This window comes from Rhodococcus sp. IEGM 1307 (assembly GCF_030056915.1).
Classification (GTDB): Bacteria; Actinomycetota; Actinomycetes; order Mycobacteriales; family Mycobacteriaceae; genus Rhodococcus_F; species Rhodococcus_F opacus_D.
Genome location: NZ_JASHKW010000004.1, coordinates 197,166 through 215,219 on the forward strand (window position 1 = coordinate 197,166; position 18,054 = coordinate 215,219).

13 protein-coding genes and 2 pseudogenes are annotated in these 18,054 nt (G+C 64.8%); 7 read left to right on the forward strand and 8 right to left on the reverse strand.

Annotated elements, in window-relative coordinates; genetic code table 11:
* Positions 1-72 precede the first annotated feature (72 nt).
* Entirely contained in the window at positions 73-1,359 is a 1,287-nt protein-coding gene (locus QM841_RS09525) for a serine/threonine-protein kinase (protein WP_283331809.1), read from the forward strand.
* 705 nt (positions 1,360-2,064) lie between these two features.
* Entirely contained in the window at positions 2,065-2,253 is a 189-nt protein-coding gene (locus QM841_RS09530; RefSeq protein ID WP_283331810.1) for a hypothetical protein, read from the forward strand.
* A 1,143-nt stretch (positions 2,254-3,396) separates the two neighbouring features.
* On the opposite strand, the gene QM841_RS09535 is transcribed toward QM841_RS09530, so the two are convergent.
* Positions 3,397-3,771, reverse strand: a complete 375-nt coding sequence (locus tag QM841_RS09535) for an Ig-like domain-containing protein (protein WP_283331811.1) — start codon at positions 3,769-3,771, stop codon at positions 3,397-3,399.
* Positions 3,772-4,690: 919 nt separating this feature from the next.
* Positions 4,691-4,995 (reverse strand): annotated as a pseudogene (locus QM841_RS09540) (hypothetical protein).
* Between the two features lie 412 nt (positions 4,996-5,407).
* Here QM841_RS09540 and QM841_RS09545 point away from each other — a divergent pair.
* On the forward strand, positions 5,408-6,214 hold the full coding sequence (locus QM841_RS09545; RefSeq protein WP_283331813.1) for a TetR family transcriptional regulator: 807 nt from the start codon (positions 5,408-5,410) through the stop codon (positions 6,212-6,214).
* An 836-nt stretch (positions 6,215-7,050) separates the two neighbouring features.
* Here the strand turns inward: QM841_RS09545 and QM841_RS09550 are convergent.
* Positions 7,051-7,301, reverse strand: a pseudogene (locus tag QM841_RS09550) (superoxide dismutase family protein); the annotation flags it as partial.
* Between the two features lie 309 nt (positions 7,302-7,610).
* Here QM841_RS09550 and QM841_RS09555 point away from each other — a divergent pair.
* A complete protein-coding gene (locus tag QM841_RS09555; RefSeq protein ID WP_283331814.1) occupies positions 7,611-8,300 on the forward strand; it encodes a ZIP family metal transporter in 690 nt (229 codons plus the stop codon).
* Positions 8,301-9,326: 1,026 nt separating this feature from the next.
* Here the strand turns inward: QM841_RS09555 and QM841_RS09560 are convergent.
* The 4 genes from QM841_RS09560 to QM841_RS09575 all read right to left on the reverse strand — a co-directional run bounded on the left by QM841_RS09560 (position 9,327) and on the right by QM841_RS09575 (position 13,959).
* A complete protein-coding gene (locus tag QM841_RS09560) occupies positions 9,327-9,656 on the reverse strand; it encodes a hypothetical protein (RefSeq protein WP_283331816.1) in 330 nt (109 codons plus the stop codon).
* 489 nt (positions 9,657-10,145) lie between these two features.
* Positions 10,146-11,144, reverse strand: a complete 999-nt coding sequence (locus tag QM841_RS09565) for a DUF2855 family protein (protein WP_283331817.1) — start codon at positions 11,142-11,144, stop codon at positions 10,146-10,148.
* A 164-nt stretch (positions 11,145-11,308) separates the two neighbouring features.
* Complete coding sequence (locus tag QM841_RS09570; protein WP_283331818.1) at positions 11,309-12,979, reverse strand: AMP-dependent synthetase/ligase; 1,671 nt, start codon at positions 12,977-12,979, stop codon at positions 11,309-11,311.
* Positions 12,976-13,959: a phosphotriesterase family protein gene (locus QM841_RS09575; protein WP_283331820.1), complete on the reverse strand. Its 984-nt coding sequence runs from the start codon at positions 13,957-13,959 to the stop codon at positions 12,976-12,978. The genes QM841_RS09570 and QM841_RS09575 overlap by 4 nt, the downstream gene beginning before the upstream one ends.
* Positions 13,960-14,102: 143 nt before the next feature.
* Here QM841_RS09575 and QM841_RS09580 point away from each other — a divergent pair, with 143 nt between their 5' ends.
* The gene (locus QM841_RS09580; protein ID WP_283331821.1) at positions 14,103-15,272 is read left to right on the forward strand and encodes a PucR family transcriptional regulator; all 1,170 of its coding nucleotides are present in this window, start codon (positions 14,103-14,105) and stop codon (positions 15,270-15,272) included.
* A gap of 177 nt (positions 15,273-15,449) precedes the next feature.
* On the opposite strand, the gene QM841_RS09585 is transcribed toward QM841_RS09580, so the two are convergent.
* Positions 15,450-16,259 carry an SDR family oxidoreductase gene (locus QM841_RS09585; protein ID WP_283331822.1) on the reverse strand — a complete coding sequence of 270 codons (810 nt, stop codon included), beginning with the start codon at positions 16,257-16,259 and terminating at the stop codon, positions 15,450-15,452.
* A gap of 959 nt (positions 16,260-17,218) precedes the next feature.
* On the opposite strand from QM841_RS09585, the gene QM841_RS09590 reads away from it, so the two are divergent.
* Together QM841_RS09590 and QM841_RS09595 are read left to right on the forward strand one after the other, a co-directional pair.
* Positions 17,219-17,479 (forward strand): hypothetical protein, encoded by a 261-nt coding sequence (locus QM841_RS09590; protein WP_283331823.1) that lies wholly within the window; start codon positions 17,219-17,221, stop codon positions 17,477-17,479.
* A gap of 46 nt (positions 17,480-17,525) precedes the next feature.
* Positions 17,526-18,050: a Clp protease N-terminal domain-containing protein gene (locus tag QM841_RS09595; RefSeq protein ID WP_283331824.1), complete on the forward strand. Its 525-nt coding sequence runs from the start codon at positions 17,526-17,528 to the stop codon at positions 18,048-18,050.
* Positions 18,051-18,054: the final 4 nt, after the last annotated feature.

The following is an 18,054-nucleotide window of genomic DNA, read 5'->3' on the forward strand; positions in this document are numbered from 1 at the left end:
GAAAGCGGGCGAGTACCGACCAGGTCGGCGGCGTGGTTACCGGACGGTGGCCGCGCCAACTAGCGTGAACGTATGTCGGTGTCGGTGATTCTCGCAGGTCGGTACGAGCTGCGTGAGGTGCTGGGCCGCGGCGGAATGGCCGACGTGTACGACGGGTGGGATCAGCGCCTGGTCCGGGCGGTCGCGGTGAAGGTGCTGCGCCCGGAAATGGCCTCGGTACCGCAGACCCGGCGGCGTTTCGAGTCCGAGGCGCGCCTCGCCGCGACACTGAACCACCCGAACGTCGTCGCCGTCCACGACAGCGGCGACGACCACGGTGCCCCGTACATCGTGATGGAACGCCTGCCCGGACGGACCCTGCTCGACGACCTCCTCGCCGGCCCGCTCCCCGCACCGCGAGCGCGGACCATTCTCGCCCAAACCCTCGACGCCCTCGGTGCCGCACACGCGGCGGGAATCCTGCACCGGGACATCAAACCGGGCAACATCCTGTTCGACGCCGACGGCACCGTGAAGGTCACCGACTTCGGCATCGCCAAAAGCGCCGACACCGACCACACCACCGCCGGAGAGGTCCTCGGCACCGTCGCCTACCTGAGTCCCGACCGCATCACCGGACACCCCGCCACGGTGACCGACGACCTCCACGCGGTCGGTGTCGTCGGCTACGAGGCCCTCGCCGGACACCGCCCCTTCACCGGGGACACGATCATGTCGCTGGCTCACGCGATCGTCAACGGTCAATACGAACCGCTCGCCGCGGTGCGCCCCGACCTCGATCCGACGCTGATCGCCGTGATCGAGCGCGCCCTCAGCCGCGACCCCCAGCAGCGGTTCGCCAGCGCGGCGCAGATGCGTGCGGCCCTCACGAATCCGCGCAAGATTCCCCCAACCCGGGTGTTCACCCCCGTCCCGGTCGCCGCTGATCCCCCGCCTCCACCCGCACAGCCGCGACGGTCACCCGGTACCGGGGTGATCATCGCCGCGGTCGCGGCAGTACTGGTGGCTATCGCGCTGCTGGCACTGGCCGTCGCGTCGCAGGACGAGGGCAGCACCATAGGGTCGACCTCGGTCCTGTCGCCGTCCGCTCCCACCCCGAGCAGCAGCCTCGCCCCGGCAGCGCCGCCGCCGGCCACGATGATCAGCACGGAACCGATCGCCCCGGCACCGGACATTGTCGCGCCGGACGACACCGCACCGGGCGGAGGCGCGGGCACCGGCGGCGGGAACGGCAACCAGGGCGGCGGCAACCGAGGCAACGGCCAGGGCGGTCCGGGCAACGGGAACCAGGGAAACGGCAACGGAAACGGCAACGGGGGCAACAACGGTGGCGGCCGCGGCAACGGCGGCGGGAACTGAACGGACCGCCCACGCACTTGCCTCCACCACGAGGAATGGACATCGCCGCTTGCTGGGGCGTCAGAATGGAAGATGAAACCTCATCGCACCCAAGGTGACGCCTGGCCTGACCCTGGCCACCGAATGGCACCGACGCTCGGGATCCACACGCTCATAGGCGATTCCCTCACGGTCGTCGTGCTGACGTATCCTCACCCGTCCCCCGGACATCGACCAACCCCCGTTTTCGGGCACACCGTTCCACCATCGACGAGCACAAAGGGTGGGTCGTCGAGTCTCGTCGATTTTCTACATCGGGCGGCACTCCACCCGGACCCGCCGGACGCCCTCGGCGCATCTCACCAGTGGCCGAGATTGCCTTGCCAGAGTGCCACGAGGATGTACAGCGCAACAGCCAGTGGATAGTACAGATTCAGATTGCTCATCAACGATCACCTTCACGAGGGGCCTCTCGACATTCCCTTGCCCCACCCGGATCGGGTACCCGCGTCGATGCGGCGGTACGCCTGCCACGCCGCTCACCTCACTGGTCAATCCCGCCGCCGCATCGGCGGCTTCCTTCCCACGTCCGAGTAGAAGTACCGCGTGCAACGAAGGACGCCGATGGGCTCGGTCCGGGTTGGGGCGCACGTGAGCTGGGCGTATTGGGTGGCACACCGAGCGTCGAGGTGCGCCGCATGGCAAACGACCGACACGGAGGTAACGATGAACAGACCGCTGAGCGGCCCGGGACGCGATGAGGACCCGCGGCGCATAGAGCCTAGGGTCGACGAGCGCCCTGTCGACGACCAGCCTGCCGCTGTCGAGGAACGCGTGGTCACCAGGCGGGCGCGCACCAGCGCGGCCGCGGCCTTCGCGCTCGCCTTCGGGGTGGCCGCGTCGTGTGTGTGCTGATTGTGATCCTGTCCCCGGTCGGGCTGCTGGGCATCATAGGGTTGATCCTCGGAGTGATCGGCCGGCGGGCTGCCGCCAGGTGGGGATCACCGGCAAGGGGGTGGCGGTCGTCGGCCTGGTGCTGAGCGCGCTGGCGATCGTCATCTCGATCGCCTTGCCGCAGGGGTGGTCACCGTCCTCAGCAACGACAGCGCCGTCGACCGGATCGAGCAGGAAGTGGACAAGATGCGCGACAATCTCTCCGACAACGTCGAGGTCCCTCAGCCCTGTTACCGCCCACCACATCGTGAACCGAGTACCGACTCGAGCAGTCCACCGAGGAGTGAGGACTCATCTGCCCTCGATCCCTTTGTTATCCGAACGCGCGTCGGCAGCGGTCGATCATGTCATCGGCACGGCGCCGGAAATCGGTCACGTCCGCGCCCTCGAGTAGCTCACCGAGGACGTCGAGTTCGGTGAGCCACCAGCCCTTCTCTTCGATGCCGCCCTCCCGGCTGGGGCAACAGTGGCTGAACTGCAGAACCGACCGCGAGCGACCGTCGCCGGTGATGTCTCACCGCAGCACGATTGCCCCGCTCGCATACTCGAGCAGACTGGGCGCCTGAAGACGGCACGCCATGTCCCCTGTCTGCGCACGCGGGATGCAGCAGGCAGAGGACCCGCCACACCTCGTCACGCTCGTGGTGCAAACGGCGCTCGAGATAGCCGACAGCGCCCACTTTCGGTGACGGTGACTGTATCGGTCATCGGTGGACATCTTCCGCGCCCGGCCTTCGGATCAAAGCAAGTCTTTCGTCGCGACTACCCAGGTACGCACACGCTTAACCGAGCTCTGCCACGGTCTGGTCGACTTTCAGGGCGGGTATCTTCCAACCCGAAGTGATCGCCCAATTGCCTGTAGCGGTGCGCGCCGCGCAGGACAGTAGCTACAGCGTGGGTTGTGTGCTGGCCGACACGATTTCGTCGCGACGTCGATGGTCGATGGCTGATAATTTCAGCTCCCGAGTTCTGGATGTGGGTGTTCGACCTCGTTACCGCCGCTCCGTTGCGGTATGCCGACTTGGCGCACACGCAGGCGATCCTGGGGACCCGGCGGGGACCGACGAGCAGGCGTTCAGAGGAACGGCTTTGTAAAGGAATCAGTCAACCGATTGGGAGGCAGATCGAGCCAAGATTCAGTCCGGTTGCCACGGTGACGGCTGTGCTGCCCTCCGAGTTGTTGAAGCCTGCCGCTGCTTTGAATTTTGCGCTGATGACGTGCGCGCCTGGCGCGTTGAAGGTGTGGTTGGCGGTCGCGGTGCCGTTCATGACGACGGCGGCGGGAACGATCACGGTGGGGCCATCCTTGAACTCCACCGTGCCAGCGGCGTTTACAGGCGTTACCTTCGCGGTCAGCGTGACCGGACAGGTGGTCGCGACGGTCCCCTGCACGGACACAGTCGTCGTGGTATCGGCCGCTGCTGCGGCGGGTGGAGCCACCAGCACCATCACCGAAGCAGCGGCTCCCAGGGTGAACATTGCCGCTCTCCCCCGTGGGGCCGGGCGGCGTGGCATGTGCGTGCCCTGCCCTGCCGAACCCGAACCGATACTTGAACTTACGAATGTGATCATGACCGTGCTCCTTCAATTCGCGCTTGTGTGACACGCGAAGCGGACGACCACGCATCCGAAGTTTTGACGGCCGCCCGGACCGCTGATTTTGACGCTACTCGTAGCAGGCATTTGCCATCAATACCCGACAACAGACTGCTTGGCCGCCAGAGTTTCGGCCCACACCACTTCCGTGGTTCACCGAGGTGTTATCCGATCGGGCGCCCTCACCGGCCCGGTGCATGGCGGGGTAGGCCCGATTCGCGCCAGCAACGCTGGCACAGACGATTCGGCGGCGCGCGCCCAGTCCACCAGGGGTCTCACGCCACGCCGGATCGCCCCCTTCCCCTCCCTGAAGCACCGGGGGGATCACACATTTTGAGCAGTCGTCCATTTTCCTTTTTGATCGCTCGTCCACCTGAATTGGTCTTTTGTTCAGTGTGAAGGGGTGCAGTCTCCCGGACTTTCCATGCGATATGCAGCCTGCTTCTGATTTCGGCTCGAGCTCAACTTCCAGACCGCTGCGTTTGGGCCTGAGGGTACGGAAAAACGCCCACGGGGTTCGGGATGGGAAGCGCGATCGCCTTCTGCTTCGGCGCACGGCCGTTCTTCTTCCACCGGCAGCATGGCGGTGAGGTAACCCAAATTCAGTCGGACCCACAGGGACAAGGTCTCGGAATGGTCCTCTTGCCTCCAGAGTCAGACTACCCGGCAGATCCTGGCGTGCGCGGGTCGGCGCTGAAGTCGTCGGTGTCGGCAAAGATCGGCGTCAAGAGCGACAGTCCACGATGCACCAGCGCCCAGGCATGCCCGCGCTGCTCCGTGTCGGGCAGCTCGTGACACCACGTCAGGCGAAATCCCCGTCCCCGATATCCCGATGCACCAGTTCGAACCATGCACTGGTTCCGCCGCGGATGTGCGGATCCGGGTAACGCAATGCCAGGCGTTGCCCGTCGAATGCGGTAAACCATTCATGCCAGGAAATGTGCTCGAGTCCCACCGCGTGACCGGGGACGGCAATGCGCAGGACACCGGCGCTACCGGCGGTGGCCGTGTACGCCGTCCGCGCCGGTGAGCCGTGGTGCCCTTCGACCAACGGCGAATCTCGTCATGATCAGTGGTGATGTGGCGGTGTGAACTCTGTATGGTCATCGATCGGTTCCTGGTTGGCAGCCCCCGGCAAGGGTTCTCGCTAGGGATAGATGGATTCCCGGCTTACCCACAACAGCAAGAGACGAATCGACATCGACTCAGCCGCAGAGTTAGATCACTTCCCTTAGGTAGCGTCCTAGCGGGATCCAGGTCGTGCTGGCCGACGGGGTGGATCATCCACGAGTGCTTAGAGCGCCGAACCAACGGTGACATCCGCAGTTGTTGAGAGGAGAATGAAACAGACCAGTCGGACTCTGTTCCGGCGTTGTTGCGCGCGGCGGGAGCCGTGCACGGAGAGCGGGGTGCCGCACAGCGTTCCCGATTCCCGTGCCGCCAGCACGCTCGTCCCGGCCACGCGGGATCCGGGTCCGGATCTCGGGTAGTGCGGTCGCCTCGTCTGAGGTGATCAGTGATGCAGAAGAGGGCGGAAGTCACTCGTGCGGCGCTGCTGCAGGCAGCGGCAGTGGTGTTCGCCCGAGTCGGGTATGCCCATGCCCGGCTGAACACGATCACCACCAGCGCTCACGTCAGCAAGGGCGCTCTCTACGACCACTTCAACTCCAAGGAAGAACTCGCGCGCGCAGTCATCGACGCCGGCAGCGCCCGCTTCACGATCGCGTGCAACCCCTTCCGCACCTCCCACATTCCCGCGTTCGAAGCACTGATCGGCATCTCGTGCACCCTGCTCGATCCTGTCGTCAACGACGCCACGGTCCGAGCGGCGTTCCGCCTGATCACCGAAGTTCCCGACCGTCCAGATACCGGCACGCCGCTGCTCACCACCTGGCTGTCCGACTACCAACAACTCGCCCGCCGCGCCATCGCCGAAGGCGACCTCCACCACGACGATCCCGACGCCATTGCTCTTCTCCTGGTCGAAACCCTCTCCGGAGCCCGCCTACTGGCCGCAGCCACCGGGCACCTCGACGATCTGCCCGTCCGGCTGACCACAACCTGGCACCTGCTTCTACCCGGCCTGGTCGGTCCCACGAGCATCGACTACTTCCGTCAACTTCTCACACGGCAGATCGCCCGTGTCGGCCACCGCGGCACGACACCACCACCGGCACCCAGCGCCCCACCACAGTCGATCACGGGCGAGATCGTCCCCGCGAAACCGCCACGGAGGGACGCGCGGCGAGCCGCCGGAATTAGCTCGTCGCGCAGCCCACGGTCAACGTCCACTTCGCGCACCCTCCAACCGAAACCCGTTCGGTAGGAACCTAGCTGAACGCCACCCGCATCGGCGGCACGAATGCCGCACACCGAACCAGGGGAACCTGCCAGAAGCCCCTCAGGCAGGTTCGCCCGTCCAGTGTTCAGAATCCGGGATGCTGTCGCACGGAACGGTCGGCTGATGGGAACGCTCAGCAGTGGCCGAGATTGCCCTGCCGCAAAGCCGAGATGGTGTACAAGACGATGACCAGCGGATAGTACAGATTGAGCACCACAGATTGAGCACCGCACTTCTCCTCCAGGAAAGGGAGGGCGAGAGGTTGTTGCCCCGCCGAAGTTCGACGTACCCGACCTGCCGACGAGTACACGGCCACAGCTGCCTCCGTGTCATCGGTCGCTGCATTCTGCGCGGACAGCATCGTGCTGCCCGTCGGTGCCCGAAGCCACAACCACCGCGTGCCCGGATCACGCGTGTCCAACCGGGACGCGGTGGCCCGACCAGTTTCGTTATCGGTGGTGTGGGTGCTGACGGTCCGTCGGCGAATCTGCGCACACGGGACTCGGTTCGACTGTGAGGAGGGCGGAGCACGTCAGCACGACCGCCGTGACCGGAGATGTCAGAACAACCTCGTCTCGACGCCGCCTGGGACGCCAAGAACTCGAGACGGGGTCACGCCCCCGCTCACGGGCACGACGGGACGCACCCGCCGCAGCGCCGCGGTGGTCGAGTCAGCAAGATAGCCGACCACGACCTGACGTGCGTCTGCATGGCCCCGAGGATGACTCTGTGTCGCAACGTCGTTGACACGTCGGAAGTACGCGGCTGGGGGATCCATATCCATGCCCCTTCGCCTAATCTGCACGACGTCAGCGGTACCTTCAGAAGTCCTCATCGATGCAGGCCAGACATCACCGACCATGCCGGCCTGCCCCGGACCGGTGGTGTGCTGTGCGTGCAGAACCGCGGAGTTGGCTTCTCCGTCACGAAACTTCCAGTGGACGGTCGTCGACGCCTGGGCGTTGCCGTTCGCTTCGGTGGTGACATCGAGCTAGATCTCGTTCTGGGGATTCGCGTAGGCCCGATCCGACGACGGAGCTTCCGGCGTGGCCGCAGGGTCGACGTCGTTCTGATTGCCGGCGGGGTTCTTTACGCGCGGCCGCGAGCGCGGCTGCGTTTCGCAGTCGACCGACTCTCTCGAATTCGTCGAGGACGCGCCTGAGTTGCGGCAAGGGGTGTGGTCGCCTGGCCTCGAGTTCGACCCCTCCGTCGTTCCCAGCGCACAGGAGGCCTGGACACCACGCCGCGACGGAGGATTGAGCTTTCACGCCTCGCCGGCATTCAATGTCCGCCCGCCACGAGCGTCACCCGTCGCTGTGCTCACCGGGCACCCGCTCGGTCGGCCGGCAACGCCAAAGGTCGGCCTCGATACCATCCCCGCATGCTCACTGCCGTGTTGTATGGACTGGGAACTGCATTACCGTTGCTGATCGGGGCCGGCGTCGGCCTGCGATACCACCTGCCCAAACCACTACTCGCCGCGCTGATGGCCTTCGGAGCCGGCACCATGGTCGCCGCGGTCTCCACCGAACTGTTCCAGCCGGCGTTCGAAACCGAAGGAATCTGGGGCGCAGGCGCGGCCCTGTTCGCGGGCGCACTGGTCTACGTCGTCGCCGACCACCTGATCGAGAACAAACTCGGCGCCGGCGCCCTCGGATGGGCTCTGATGCTCGGTGCCCTGCTCGACGGCGTGCCGGAAAACACGGCACTCGGGGTCACCCTCGGCGGCAGCGGCGGAATCGTGCTGCTCGTCGCGGTCGCAGTCGGCAACGTCCCCGAAGCCGTCGCCGGAGCGGCGTCGATGCGCGCCCAACCCGGTTTCAACCGGCCGCGAGCCTTCGCCGTGTGGGCAGCAACCGCAGCGTTACTCGTCCTCGTGGTGATCGGAGCGAACCTGGTGTCCGACCAGATCTCCCACGGTGCGATCGCCACCATCCAGGCCTTCGCCGGCGGCGCGACCATCGCCGTACTGGCGGATTCGTTGATGCCCGAGGCCTACCGGGAAGGTGGTTGGTGGGTGGGCCTGTCCACCGCGTTGGGATTCCTCGTCGCATTCGGTCTTGGAGCATAGACCGAATACGACGGCGTCCTGGCCCTACCGCACCATGGGTGCGGCCGGTGACCGGGGGTCGGGCGGGCCGGTGCCCTGCCGGAACGATCGTGGCTCGCAGCAGGTCCCGGGCTCCCGCGACGGACGCCCTAGCCGAGGCACCCCTCGCCGACCCGGTGTGTACGATCCTGCCATCCCGGCACCTACCAACGGTACCGGTGGAGAACCACACCACGTGACGGTCGATCCGGGCCGGTACCGCGTGGAAGTATGCGGCCGCGGCTTCGTGGCCCTCGGTTGGCCCGGCACGACCGAACCGGGAGATACGTGGCGCCTCCGCTTATGGCCTGCCACGTCCACAACCGATGACCTCCCACCGAGGAAGCTCTGGACCGAGACCGACACCACGACGACTGATGCGGATCCTGCAGAAGCTCGGCCAATCGACGCCTGCATCGGCTTCTCGGACGACACCCCACAGCCCCGAGCTGTCGCCGGATGACGATTTTGCGATCTGGGGAGGTAATCCCCCGACAGCCGAGCTTCTCGCAGCCGGGTCGATGGCACCGAACCTTTGTCTCCTGGACCGGACCGTCGCGGAAGCGATCGCATCGACATCGCCCACCACTCAACGCTCGATTGCCCGGTGGGCTGCCCGGACAGCGATCGATCGAGCGGACCTGAGCAACACGCAATGGGTCCAGGACGGACTTAACGCGCTCGCGGAACAAGTCGCGCTTCCTGCGCCGTTCGCCGGTCTCTTCAATGCGCGGCAGCGGGTCGAGACCGCCCCCGCCCTTCGGCGGTTTCGTGCTCGCGCGACGCCAGCCCTCAGAAACCAGCAGCTCGCGCGGCAAGTCTTCGCTGTCAGTTCACTCACCAGCGCTGGGGCTGCCGATCCCGCGCGGGCGGCCCTGGACGCGACCTACTTCGCGGTAGTCGACGATGAGGACACCCAGCTGTTGTCAGGTGAAATTCGGTCGAAGTTCCTTCCTCGAGAACGTGGCCGGGCCCGTTCGGGTGTTCGGCCGCCCGAGGCGGGCATGTTCATCGCTGGTCCAGGTCCACGGTGCGCTCAGGATGATCGGCCGCGGTCAACGCCCGGTAGTTGTCATTCGACCACTGAATTTCGCGGCGCCGCACCCGGTCGTACTTACGTAGCTGAGTGGCCGTCGTCGTCTCCATCAGCCCCCCGTCCTTGATGAACCCGACCGCCGACCACTCCGCGTTCATCTCACGCGCCACGAACCGGGCCGCGCGACCGGCCGACGGCAACCGCGACGACGCGTTCAACACCGTCTCCAGGCTTGCCGCGGACGCATCCGGCAGCGAATCGGGACTGGCGTAATGCTGGCAACTGCGCCACACAGCAAACATCGAAACTCCTCGAAGTGGTGCGGAAATGCTGTCCCACCAAGTATCTCGGCGATCCGCAGAAACGACGAAGACAGAACGAATCCCTAGGTCGTGACGGATCAGTTTGCGAGCCATTTGACTAACTCAGGCACACGCCCGCCCCCACGACGTCAGGCCGGCGGATCGAGTAAATTTCTACGCCGCGGCTACACGAACCCGGTGCCCATCAGGCTCCGCCCCAGACTCGACGACCACGTCAGGCGCTTCATTAACGACGGGACCATCACGGCACCAGCGATCCGCCACTCGCCGTCGTTGGTTTCCCGAACGACGGCGACGGTCGGGCGCGCGGTGGTGGCGCTACGTCTCGGACGATCGTGGTATCGCCCCGATCGGTATCGATCGGCTCATGGACGAATTCGTAGACGTGCGCGTCGCGGACGGACCCGCTTCGCACACACCGCTCGAACGCGGTGCCGCTTCTCGACTCCCGTCTTGCGTCGAACTCACCTATCGGATGGTCAGGTCGAATACGTGCCCTACTGACGGGTCGGTCGACCCGTTGTGCAGATCGGTGATTACAGCGGGTGCATCATCGAGACCCGAATGCTCGACGAGCATCATCCATGGATGTCGAGGGTCGGCGATCCGCTCGAGGAAGACCCGCTCGTCGCGCAGGTAGCGCTGCATGAAAGAAGGCAATTCTCCCGCTGCCTTGTAGGAGTCAAGTTGCAGCGCAGCGAAGAAGAACACCGGGTCGGGTCCGGGGAGGTCCCTATCCCGCTCTGGAAAGCTGGTGGACTGGGTGGACCCGACCAGGCAGTCGAACGCCAATCGATCGCGGAAGTGCTCGTGAACCCTGCGATGGAGCATGTCGTCGCCGGACAGATCGACGTAGACGGTCGATTTCGACGGATCGATGTCCGTCATTTCTTCGTACTCATAAGTGGCGTCGTAGCATCCCAGTCCCTCGACGAACGACTTGTTGCGCCGCGAAGTTAGACCGATCTTGGGCGTCGCAACGTCGGAGAGGCAATGTGCGATTCCGTAAGCAGTCTTGCTGGAGGCACTCGAGATTACGAACTGCTCAGCTCCGAAATACAGCCGTTCCGCCAGATAGTCCTCGGCTGTGTATGAGGTGATGAACAAGGCGCGGAAGAGCGATATGAGGCTGTCCATGCGCGGATCGGGGCCTTGGGGCTGAAATTCGTACAGGTTGTATACCTTGGGAGTGCCTGTGCGGTGGCTGGCGCCGTCGACGAAGCTGCGAGAGGTGACCGCCGTGGGCTTCATCGCCAGGTGGGTCGCGATGGGAAAGTACCCGAATACGCGAGTGCCCAAAGGGATCTCAGATACACGCGACTCGACGATCTCGGCGTACCCCCACGCCGGAATGCAACCATACCCAGACTGGTTCGCGGGAAACAGGTTCCAATATCCAATTGAATCGCCATAGACTGCATAGGTCATGTTGTTGGTCGTCAGCGCAATGCGTTCGATGCGCGCCAAGACCTCTCCGTCAGCCAGCGGTGACGTCGGGAACTCCACGGTCCCTGTCACTCCCAGATCACTCTTCAACGACTCTATGCGAACAATTTGAGCCATGGCTCATGGTCCTTTCATTAATTTCGAGGGGTTGGGTGTTCGTCGCGAGAACGAGTGCGCTAGAGCCGTCATTGGGGACCTGACCGGTCGTACAACTGCTCGATCCTGTCGGCATATTTCTCCATGATCGGCTGACGCCGGAGCTTCATCGTCGGCGTCAACTCCACTCCACCGGGGAGCCACTCTGCATCCACGACGGTGAACGTCTTGATCTGCTCCACTCGGGCCAGGTCGGCATTGGCGCGGTCGATAGCTGAAGCGATTTCGGAGTGCACCTCCGGGTCGTCGGCTGGGCGTCCGGCCAGCGCTTCGGAATCAGGCACGACCAAGGCAACGTTGTACGGCCGAGCGTCACCGATGCACACGACGTGCCCCACGAGTGGCGAGGCGGCCTTCAGGACCGATTCGATGTTCGCCGGTGACATGTTCTTGCCGCTCGCGTTGATGATGATGTCCTTCTTGCGATCGACGATGCGGACGTAACCGTCGTCATCGACCTCGGCCAGGTCGCCGGTGTGCAACCAGCCTTCCTCGTCGAGGGCCTCGGCGGTCCTGGCCGGATCCGCGCGGTAGCCGCGCATCACCATGCCGCCCCGCAGGAGCAGCTCGCCGTCGGAGGCCGTACGCAACTCGACTCCGGGCAAGGGAAGTCCGACCGAACCGGCCTTGATCCTCTCAGGGGGTGTAGCCGTAGCGAGCCCTGCCGTTTCGGACATGCCCCAGACGTCACAGAGCGGCAAACCTAGTCCTGCGAAGAACTCGATTACCGAGGGTGGTGTCGGGGCTGCACCGACGATGCCGAAGCGGCAATCGCCGAGGCCGAAGCTCTCGAGCGGGCCGGGTTCGCCGGCATCACGTCGCAACCCATCCCTTTCGATGGCGTCCTTCAGCTTCTCCCAGGTTCGCGGCACTGCCCCGAAGTACGTCGGCCGGACCTCTTTCAGTGTCGCTTGAAGGGCGCGGGGTTCCGGTACGCACGTCACCTCTGCGCCCAAGAGCACCGGCCAGTAGTGGTTGGCCCACCTGTCGCCGATGTGCGCTGCAGGCAGATGGGACACCGCACGTCCGCCGGGCTGCATCGAAAACCGTTCGGTCATCGCGCACAGGACTTGCAGCACATTGGCGTGGGTGAGCTCAACGCCTTTCGATGGACCCGTCGTCCCAGAGGTGTAGATGATGGTGAGCAGGTCCTCAGGATCGACGGCGCGCCAAGACTTCTCGACATTGATTCCATTTCCAAGGGGTGCCTCGAGTTCCTCCAATCTGAGGACGCCGTCGATATCTGAGTCGGCATCGACGAGGACGACGTGCTCGATGTTTGTCATACCCAACTTCACCTGCTCCAGGAAGCGCCGCTCGGTAACGACGACCCGTGGGCCGGCGTTGGCGCAGACCTCCGCGATCTGTTTGGGAGAAAACGTGTTGTACACCGAGAAGGGCGTTGCGCCCAGATGCAGGGCCGCCATGTCGACGATGTGGAACTCGGGTCGATTGGTCAGCATCAGCGCAACAGTGTCCCCGCGCTCTACGCCCAACGCCGCAAGGCCGGAGGCGACGCACCCCACTCTCTCGGCGTAATGTCGCCAGGTGAGCACGACCCCGCCGCCCGAGGTTCGCAACGCCACCTCGTCGCCTCTGGCCCGCACAGTCGTCTGAAAGGCTTCACACAGCGTAAAAGCAGAGAGGGCGGGGATGTCACGGCCTTGCTGTCGAGGTTCCGGCGTCGTTGCATTCATCATGACCGCGCCTCGAAGTATCGACGCGGATTATCGATCAGCATCGTTCGGATCTGCTCGTCGCTGATGCCGCGCTCCTCGAGAGCCGGCAGCACGTCCTCGAGGATGTGCAGGTAGTGCCAATTCGGCAGCGCCTTACGTACCTGTTGCTGCATCATCTCTCCCGAGAAGTAATCCATGTAGCAGGCCACGTCCTGGGAAAGGACGATGCTGTCGACGTAGCCTTGACGACACAACGTTGCGAGTGTTTCGATCCGGTTGGGGTCCGGATTGAAGACGTCGATTCCGAAACGATCGCAACCGATGACGGCGCCTTGGTCGGCGATCCAACGGAGGTAGTCGAGGTCGTTGGAATCCCCTGCATGACCCACGACTTCCTTACTCAGGTCCACGTCCTCCTCGCGAAACAGGTCCAGCGCGGCGCGGCCAGTTTGGTGCGCCGCATTGGTGTGCACCGTGATCGGCGCGCCGGTCTGTCGGTGGGCCGCGGCGATGGCCTTGGCAACTCGGGTCTGGTCGCGTGTCAACCCACGCTCCTCCACCACGCACTCGAGGAAGGCGGCCTTGACCCCGGTCCCGCCGATACCCTCTTCAATGTCCCGCACGAACATCTCGGTCATCGGCTCCGGCATGTCGAACAGCGCGCCGGGGCCACGGTAGGAGAAGTAGTGCGGGATCTCGTCATAGGTGTAGAGGCCGGTTGCCGCCACGATATTGATGTCGACCTCGGCATTAACCTGCTGGATCCGCGGGATGTCGCGGCCCAGGCCGACCACCGTTGGGTCGACAATCGTGTCGATTCCAGCGCCCTTGAGTGTCTTGAGCTTTGAGATCGCGTCGGCGATCCGCTTATCCTCGTCCCAGTACTCGTCGCCGTAGTTCTGATGCACGTCGGGAGTGAGGATGAAGACGTGCTCATGCATGAGCACCTTCCCCAAGGATGCGAGGTCCCGTGGCCCCCGCACCGTCTCGAGCATGGACATCCGGGACCTCTCGTGTGGGAAATGATTGGCGACCACCAGAGTGTCAGCGCCGTGGGCCTGTGGGAATGGAGCCGCGGACAAGTCTTACAAGGCTTGCGTTGTCGCCGGCTCCAAAGAAGGGACCATCCCGTAGAGTCAGGGCCGTGGCAGCACCGCGTCGGAGGACCGGACAGGACGAAACCAAAAGCATGCTTCTCGAGCTGGTACGCCAGCGGCTGGAGCCGCTCGGCCGGCGGATCGTCCAACGAATGCAGGACGAGATGCCGGCGTACGCCGAGTTGTCGGTCGATGAACTGTTGCCAGCGGCATTGCTGAACATCCAGTTGATGCTGCCCGCCATGTCGTCGTCCCGTTCTTTCACCGATGCCGAAGTTGCTGCATTCGTAGAGCACGGCGAAGCCCGCGCCCGGCGGGGAATCGCAATCGAAGAACTCTTGCGGGGGTGGCGTCTCGGAACCCGGGCCTTGGTCGACGAGATGCTCGACCTGGCGCGTCAGGAGACGTTGGACGAGGGCATCGTGCTCGAACTGACTCGAAACGTTCTCGCGGCCTCCGACGTGGCCATGGTGTTCGCCGCGCGCGGCCACCGCAATGCCGAACTGCTGTGGGACCGGGCAGAACAACAGCGACGAGTCGATCTCTTGCGCAGCATCTTGTCGGGAGCGATCAACACCGCTCAGGTCCGTGAGGACATGGAAGCCCAGGGGCTCGACCCTGATGCGCGGTACCTCGCAATACGCGCCTGCCCCACCCCCGAGATGCCCGCCGACAGCGTGGAAAGGCTGCTTTCCGTCGGGCCGTGGCGCCACGCGCCACGCGGACTTACCGCAATGATCGACGGCGACGTGTGCGGGTTCGTCGACCACGTCCCTGCCGACACCACCGAAGTGTCGGTCGGCGTTGGCCCGCCGACGCTGCTCGACGGTCTACCAACCTCGTTCCGAATCGCCAGCAGAGCCGCTGCGACCGCCGCCGCGTTTGGACTCAGCGGCGTCCACAGCCTCGATCAACTCGGCTTGCTGCCGGCTGTGCTCGCCGACGACGAGGTGGGCGACGAGATGGTCCGGCGCTACGTCGCCCCACTCGACGACGGACAGGGCGGCCCAGACGTTCTGGAGACCGTGCGACAGTATCTCGCCAATCACATGAAGGTGGACGTCACCGCCTCGGCGCTCTTCGTCCACGAAAACACCGTCCGTTATCGGTTGCGCCGCTTCGAAGACATCACCGGCGCAGACTTGCGCGACCCCAGCAGCGCGATCGAGGTGTGGTGGGGTCTACAGCGCTCCAGGATCGCAACCGGACGGACCTGACCCGGGGTTACCGCAGCGCCGTCGGACCGCAACTGCATAGTTCCACTGGACTTGACCGCAGAAGGGCCGAATCGCGGCCAGCAGCGGGATACGCATCCTGCCTCGGGCCGAAGGTCACCACGACCGTGGACGATGAAGATGGGGGGATGTGCGCGACGGGATCAGGTCGACAGGGGGTCACCTCAAGCTCGCCCCGTACCGTTGCATGCCACGGATCCACCGATCCCGATCAACAGTCTTGCGCTGGTGCATTTCGAGTACCTCAGGGTGCGGCAGGATCAGGAACCGCTCCTCGTCAATGGCCGCCATCACTACGTCGGCGGTGTCCAGTGGCGAGAGCACGCCGCCGGCATCGGTGACCGCCCGGGAGGCGACCCGCTCGAGTTCATCGCGTGACTGCATGCCGGCGCGGAGCATGTCGGTGTCGACGCCCATCGGACACACGCAGGAGACCCGCACGCCGGCTGCGCCGTACGTCACCGCGAGCCACTCCGAGAACGCGACCGCGCCGCCTTTGGTGACCGAGTATGTCGCGGAGCCGAGTTGAGTGAGCAAGCCGGCAGCAGAGGCGGTACTGATGAAATACCCTTCGCCGCGCTCGAGCCAGTCAGGCACCAACAGCCGGGCGGCACGCACATGCGCCATTAGGTTCACATCGATGGCGACTTGCCACTCGTCGTCAGTAGCCTCGAGCCCGGGGCCGCCACCGACTCCGGCGTTGGCGAAGTAGAGGTCCACGGGCCCGTGAGTCTGCGTGGCCAATGCGAGCAGGCTGGCAATGTCCTCGGCAACTGAGACGTCCGCGGCGCATGCAACCACGTGATCGACGAACGACTCGGCAAGGGCACAGGCGGTCTCCTGTAGGCGGCTGTCGTCCAAGTCGGTAAGCAGCACGCGGGCGCCACTTTCGAGGAGTCGTTGGGCAAGTGCGGCGCCGATCCCACCGGCCGCTCCGGTCACCACTGCAGTCTTGTTGCGTACATCCATCGGTCACGCCTTCCTTTTTCGGGACTGAATTTCCCGCCCGCGCAACGGCGAATGACCGACGGGGCGGGCACCCACCAGCGTGTGGCCGACGGGCGAGTCGGGTCGTGGCCGGCCGAGAACTGGCGCCGGACCACGATCGAAGTATTAGTCGCGCGGCTCCCCGGCGACGTAGATGACCTGGCCAGATAAAATGCCCTCTCACTGGCGAGGAACGAGAGGAGCCGCGCAGATACACGTTCATCACGGCGTCCCGCTAGTCGACGCGTCTTGAAGCGCAGGTTGGCGCGATGATGCCAGCGTTGTCGACGGGCACCGTCGGGTTCCAAGCGCTTCGGTAACGCGGGTGAGGGAAGCTCCCACTGTAGTATATGAACTTGAATTCAAGACCAAGTTTCCGTTACAATTCGGTCGACGTCAAGGACTCAACACAAACTGATCGACCGCAGCCGCCGAAGGCGAAGCTCGACACTCGTCATTGCTGACCACTCCGTCGTAGAGCAACCGTAGCTGGTTCGCCACGTCGTGAGGGTCTGCGAACCTGGCCTCGGCGGTAAGGGTGAGGGGCAGGTCGGCGAGCCAGTCCCAGGCAGTGCGTAATGCTTTCGCTCCCACACTGCCTGAGAGGGCTTCGGCGTTTGCGTTCGCGAACGGGCACCCGTTATAGACGGGTGAGGTGACCGCTTCGTGGAGCAGCAACTCCGCTTCCCGCGGCGACCATGCTACGGTCGGGCTCCGGCGGGGTGGCGCGCTCATTGCAGCACTGCCACACCGCATCCCGCCTCCTGCAAAACATCGACCCGCCATCTGCACGTTTCGGTATGGCCACCTCCGTGGTATGCCGCATCCAAGGCTGCCGTTGCCGCGTTCAGCGCGAGGGCCTCAATATCGAGCCTGCAAGCTTCGGGGTCGCAGTCAAGTCCGTCCTACCTGGTACCCATACGACCGCGATCTTCTCGAAGATGGATATCGCTTTCCAGGCTCCGGACGACTACCGCGTCGACATGGATAGATTCTTCAACTACCCGCGGGCGAGTTCGGGTTCCGCACCGGAAGTCACGGCCGACGTGATCTATCGTGCCGTAACCGACGGCTGCTCCGGCCGTCAAGTGGTCGTCCTCGCCGCCGGCGCCGCCCGCACCCACCACCAGAACTGGAGTCGGCACCGAACACCTGCCCGCCCCAGATCTTCGACGCCGGCGGCCCCGGAACGGCAGCACTGACTCTCATGGGGTCTCACCGCCCCGGCACCCGAGAGCAAGCTCGACGGTGCCAGCGCACCGGCAGGCTCCGCCCCGGCCGCGGGGCACATCCCGAACACCGGCGAAGACGAAGAAGGTCCTCGAGGGCAGCCTGCGCCAGACCGCCCTGCTCGGGCACGAGGAGATCGGCACCGAACACCTCCTCCTGGCGCTGCTCGACCACCCCGTCTCCACCGGCGCTCACATCCTCACCGACCTTGCATCCCTCAGCATCGGCGACATGCGTGAGCACCTCAGACGCGAACTGGCCCAGCAGCCCACTCCCGGCCCCGCCCACCGAATCCCCATCCGGCTCAGCGACGACGAATACACCTGCGCCCACGCTGCCGCCCGCACCCCCGGCCAGAACCTCGAAACCTCCGGTCCACGACCGCATCACCGACGCCGTCGAACAACCCGAATAACAGGTTCAATCGGGGGTGAAGAACAGCGCCATCGACACGAAGAACCACACCACCAACGGCACGAACGCGCACACCAACGGGCAGGGCGAAGTCCATGCTCGGATCGGCCGCGGCGATGCGGCCCGTGACGGC